Origin of the sequence: uncultured Selenomonas sp. (assembly GCA_905372355.1) — a bacterium.
GTDB lineage: Bacteria > Bacillota > Negativicutes > Selenomonadales > Selenomonadaceae > Selenomonas.
The window spans coordinates 1-4,379 of sequence record CAJPOT010000034.1; the positions used below are offsets into that span (position 1 = coordinate 1).

3 protein-coding genes are annotated in these 4,379 nt (G+C 55.8%); all 3 read left to right on the plus strand.

Translation table 11 applies throughout. From position 1 onward, the window contains the following. Positions 1–135 precede the first annotated feature (135 nt). The 3 genes from QZ177_RS10330 (at position 136) to QZ177_RS10340 (ending at position 3,965) form a co-directional block, all read left to right on the plus strand. Positions 136–1,488: a phosphomannomutase gene (locus QZ177_RS10330; protein WP_294177391.1), complete on the plus strand. Its 1,353-nt coding sequence runs from the start codon at positions 136–138 to the stop codon at positions 1,486–1,488. Continuing rightward, the gene (gene galU, locus QZ177_RS10335; protein WP_294177394.1) at positions 1,488–2,396 is read left to right on the plus strand and encodes a UTP--glucose-1-phosphate uridylyltransferase GalU; all 909 of its coding nucleotides are present in this window, start codon (positions 1,488–1,490) and stop codon (positions 2,394–2,396) included. The genes QZ177_RS10330 and galU overlap by 1 nt, the downstream gene beginning before the upstream one ends. A 111-nt stretch (positions 2,397–2,507) precedes the next feature. Next, on the plus strand, positions 2,508–3,965 hold the full coding sequence (locus QZ177_RS10340) for a glucose-6-phosphate isomerase (protein WP_294177396.1): 1,458 nt from the start codon (positions 2,508–2,510) through the stop codon (positions 3,963–3,965). Positions 3,966–4,379: the final 414 nt, after the last annotated feature.

Genomic DNA, 4,379 nt, shown 5'->3' on the forward strand with positions numbered 1-4,379 from the left:
ATTGGAAATATGCAGATTCCTTAAATTTTTTCCTTTTGCTAAGCAGGGAAATCGACGCCTTTTCCCGAAAGAATATAATATTCAGTAATCCATGAAGTCATAAGGCAACGTATTCAGCAAGAAGAGGTGGCAGTTATGAAAATTAGCAACAAGGGTTTCGGCGCGTATGACATCCGTGGAATTTATCCGGAGGAGGTCAATGAGGAGCTTGCCTATCGCATCGGGCGCGTTTTCGTCGATCTCTTCCATGCGAAGAAGGTCGCAATCGGGCACGATATTCGTCTTTCCGGACCTTCGATTCGTGACGCTCTTGCGAAGGGGCTGACGGAGGCGGGCGCCGACGTCATGGACATCGGGCAGTGTGGCACGGAGATGATCTATTTCACGACGGCGCACTATGAACTGGACGGTGGCATCATGATCACGGCGAGCCACAACCCGAAAGAGTACAACGGTATGAAGTTCGTGCGCAAGGAATCGCGCCCGATTTCGAGCGATACGGGGCTCAAGGACATTGAGAAGGCCGTGATGGAGGGCGACTTCAAGCCGCTTGATCGCCCGAAAGGTAAGATTGAAGAGGTCGATGTGCTCGACGAGTATGTCAAGCACATCCTGACATACGTCGACGTCAAGGCGCTGAAGCCGTTCAAGATCGTCGTCAATACGGGCAACGGTGCGGCAGGGCCGATCATCAACGCGCTCGAAAAGCATCTGCCCTTCGAGATGGTCAAGGTGTTCAACGAACCGGACGGTAACTTCCCGAACGGCGTGCCGAACCCGATCCTGCAAGAGAATCGCGAGGCGACGGCGAAGGTGGTGCGCGAGTCGGGCGCTGTCGTCGGCATCGCTTGGGACGGTGACTTCGATCGCTGCTTCCTCTTCGACGAGAAGGGCGGTTTCATCGAGGGCTACTATATGGTTGGCTTCCTCGCGCAGGCGTTCCTCAAGAAGAACAAGGGCGCGAAGATCATCTACGATCCGCGCCTCGTCTGGAACACGATCGAAATCTGCAAAGAACTTGGCGGCGAGGCTGTGATGTGCAAGAGCGGCCATGCGTTTATCAAGGATAAGATGCGCAAGGTCAATGCGGTTTACGGCGGCGAGATGAGTGCACACCACTACTTCCGCGACTTCTCTTATTGCGATAGCGGCATGATTCCGTGGCTCTTGGTGCTCGAACTGATGAGCGCTGCAGGAAAGCCTTTGTCCGAACTTATGGCAGAACGCATGGCACGCTATCCGATCTCGGGCGAGGTCAACAGCAAGGTTGCCGACGCGCACGCCGTCATGAAGAAGGTCGAGGAAATCTACGGAAGCAAGGGCAAGGTTACGAAGGTGGACGGACTCTCCGTCGAGTTCGCGGACTGGCGCTTCAACCTGCGCATGTCGAACACGGAGCCGGTGATCCGCCTCAACGTAGAGACCCGTCATGATGAAACGCTGATGAAGGAAAAGACGGAGGAACTCCTCGCCGTCATTCGAGGGTAATGATGACGAAGCAGAAAATCCGCAAGGCGATCATTCCTGCAGCGGGACTCGGCACGCGCTTCTTACCGGCGACGAAGGCGCAGCCGAAGGAGATGCTGCCCATCGTCGATACGCCAGCCATACAGTTCATTGTCGAGGAGGCTGTCGCCTCGGGCATCGAGGAGCTTCTGATCATCACGGGGCGCAACAAGCGCTCGATCGAGGATCACTTTGACCGTTCACTGGAGTTGGAGATGCAGCTCAAGGAGCACGGTAAGTATGACATGCTCAAGATGGTTGAAGAGATCTCGGACATCCAGATCCACTTCATTCGACAGAAGGAGGCGCGCGGGCTCGGCCATGCTGTGCTCTGCGCGCGCCAGTTCGTTGGTGACGAGCCTTTCGCCGTGCTCTTGGGCGACGATCTCGTCGACGCGAAGGTGCCGTGCCTCGCGCAGCTCATCGACGTTTATGAGGATTACGGCGGCAGCGTGCTTGGTGTGCAGCAGGTACCGCAGAGCCAGGTTTCGCGCTACGGCATTGTCGCCCCGCGTCAGGTGAAGCCGAACGTCTGGCAGGCGATCGATCTCGTGGAAAAGCCCGAGGCAGAAAAGGCGCCGTCGCGCCTCGCCGTACTTGGCCGCTATGTGCTGACGCCAGCCATTTTCGACATCTTGGAGCATACAAAACCGGGTGCGGGAGAAGAAATCCAGCTGACAGATGCCATCTGTGAGCTTGCGCGCAAGGAAGAGGTCTACGCCTATCGTTTCGAGGGAAGGCGCTACGACATCGGTGACAAGGAAGGTTTCTTGGAGGCGACGGTGGAACAGGCCTTGAAACGGCCCGAGATCCGCGACGACTTCATGGCGTATCTCGTGCAAAGAATTGGGCCTTTGCTCCGACAAAAGATGGAAGAAGATGCGGAGTAATTGCCTAAGTGGGGATTGTTCTTTTTCCAGTGGTGTGCTATACTGTAAGCATTAAGTTCTGATGTGAGTCCGTTTCTCAAATATGGCTGATGGCATGGGGGTTGATGATCGATGGGGTTGAAGTTGAAGTCTGGATTCCTTTTTGACTACGATAATCTCTATGGCCCGGGCAAGGTGACGGAGGCCGATGTCAAGGAGATGGCGGACAGGATGAAGAAGGCGCATGAAGCGATGAAGGTCATGCGCTCGACGGGTGTCATTCGCGGTCACTTGTCGAAGGACGGGACGCCCGAAAAGGTGCTCTTCTCTGAGCTTCCGTATGTCACTGACGGGCATTTGAACTCGCCCGCCTCGCTCGCGCGCCTGAAGGAATTGACGGCGCATGTCAAGAATCATACGGACGCCGTCGTCTCGCTCGGGATCGGCGGTTCCTATCTCGGCAACAAGGTGCTTTTCGATGTAGAGTGCGGCGCCTACTGGAACGAAAGGACGGAAGAAGAGCGCGGCGGCTTTCCTAAGGTCTATTTCAGCGGCAACAACATTGACCCGCGTGCGACGGGCGACCTCATCCGTTCGCTCAAGAATCAGGCAAAGATTGCCAGAAGTCACAAGAAGCGTGCGCTTCGCGTGATGCTCCTCGTGATCTCGAAGTCGGGCGGCACGCTTGATACGATGTCGAACTTCATGGTAGTCTACAAGGCACTGCGAGACGATGCGGATATCGAGGTCGAAGTTGTCGCGGTGACCGATCCGAATGAAGAGAAGCCGACGCTTTTGAAAAAGCTTGCGAAAGATAAAGGCTGGCAGACGTTCGCCGTGCCCGACGGCGTGGGCGGACGCTTCTCGATCTTCTCTGAGGTCGGGCTGTCGCTCGCGGCTTGCATCGGCTTCGACATCGAATCGTTCCTCGCGGGTGCGCGTGCGATGGACGAGGCATGCCAGGCGGACGACGTATGGCAGAATCCAGCGATGCTCAATGCGGTCTTAAAGTTCATCGCTTCCGAAAAGTATGGGCGAGACATTGAGGTCATGATGCCTTACGGCGACTATATGAAGTCGGTCTCCGAGTGGTACATCCAGCTCTTGGCGGAGTCCTTGGGTAAGGAGGTCGATCGCGAGGGCAATGAAGTCTGCTACGGCAGGACACCCGTTGTCGCCGTTGGCACGACGGACATGCATGCGCAGACGCAGCAGCATCAAGAAGGAAAGCGCAACAAGGTCGTGCAGTTCATCCGCTTGGAAAAGTGGGCGGACGACCTCGTGATTCCGAACGAATTTCCCGATGTGAAGAAGCTCGCGGATATCTCGGGGCTGACGATGGGCGAGGCGCTTGAGGTCGCACGTCAGTCGAATGCTGACGCGCTTGCGTCGAATGAACGCTTCAATGCGCTGTTCTCGCTGCCCGAACTCAATGCCTTCCATCTGGGCGAACTGCTCTATCTCTTGGCTCTGAGCATTGCCTACGAGGGCGAGTTTGCCGATGTCGACGCGTTCAATCAGCCCGGCGTTGAGTCGTACAAGCGCATCATGGGACCGAAGCTCGAAGCGCTCAAGGCGGCGAAAAAGTAGCTGGGGCATGGTGCAAAGTAAAGGAACATAAAGGAAGATAAATGACGGAAGCTCTGCGAGGATCTTCTTGGAGAGAGCTTCCGCAAGACATAGGGAGCATCGACGGATCGGTGTTTCCGTCGTATACTCGCAAGAGGCGAGATCAACAGCTCTGCGGATTCTGGCAAGGAGGAAGCGGGGCTGTTTTATTCCTTGGAAAACGGGAATTTTTCGTGATTCTCTTGAAAGGAGGTGATAGAGAATGCTGGAAAGGGATGAGAGAAAATCAGGAGAAGAGATGAAGAAGAATACGGGCGTGCGTGAAGTTTTGGCGGACGGTTGGTTTACCGCCTTGCGCGAACGTCTTGTCGGCACTGGTGAGGATGTCAGGCTGCAAGGGCGGCGACCGATTCTTCTCGCGGCTCTTCTTGTCGC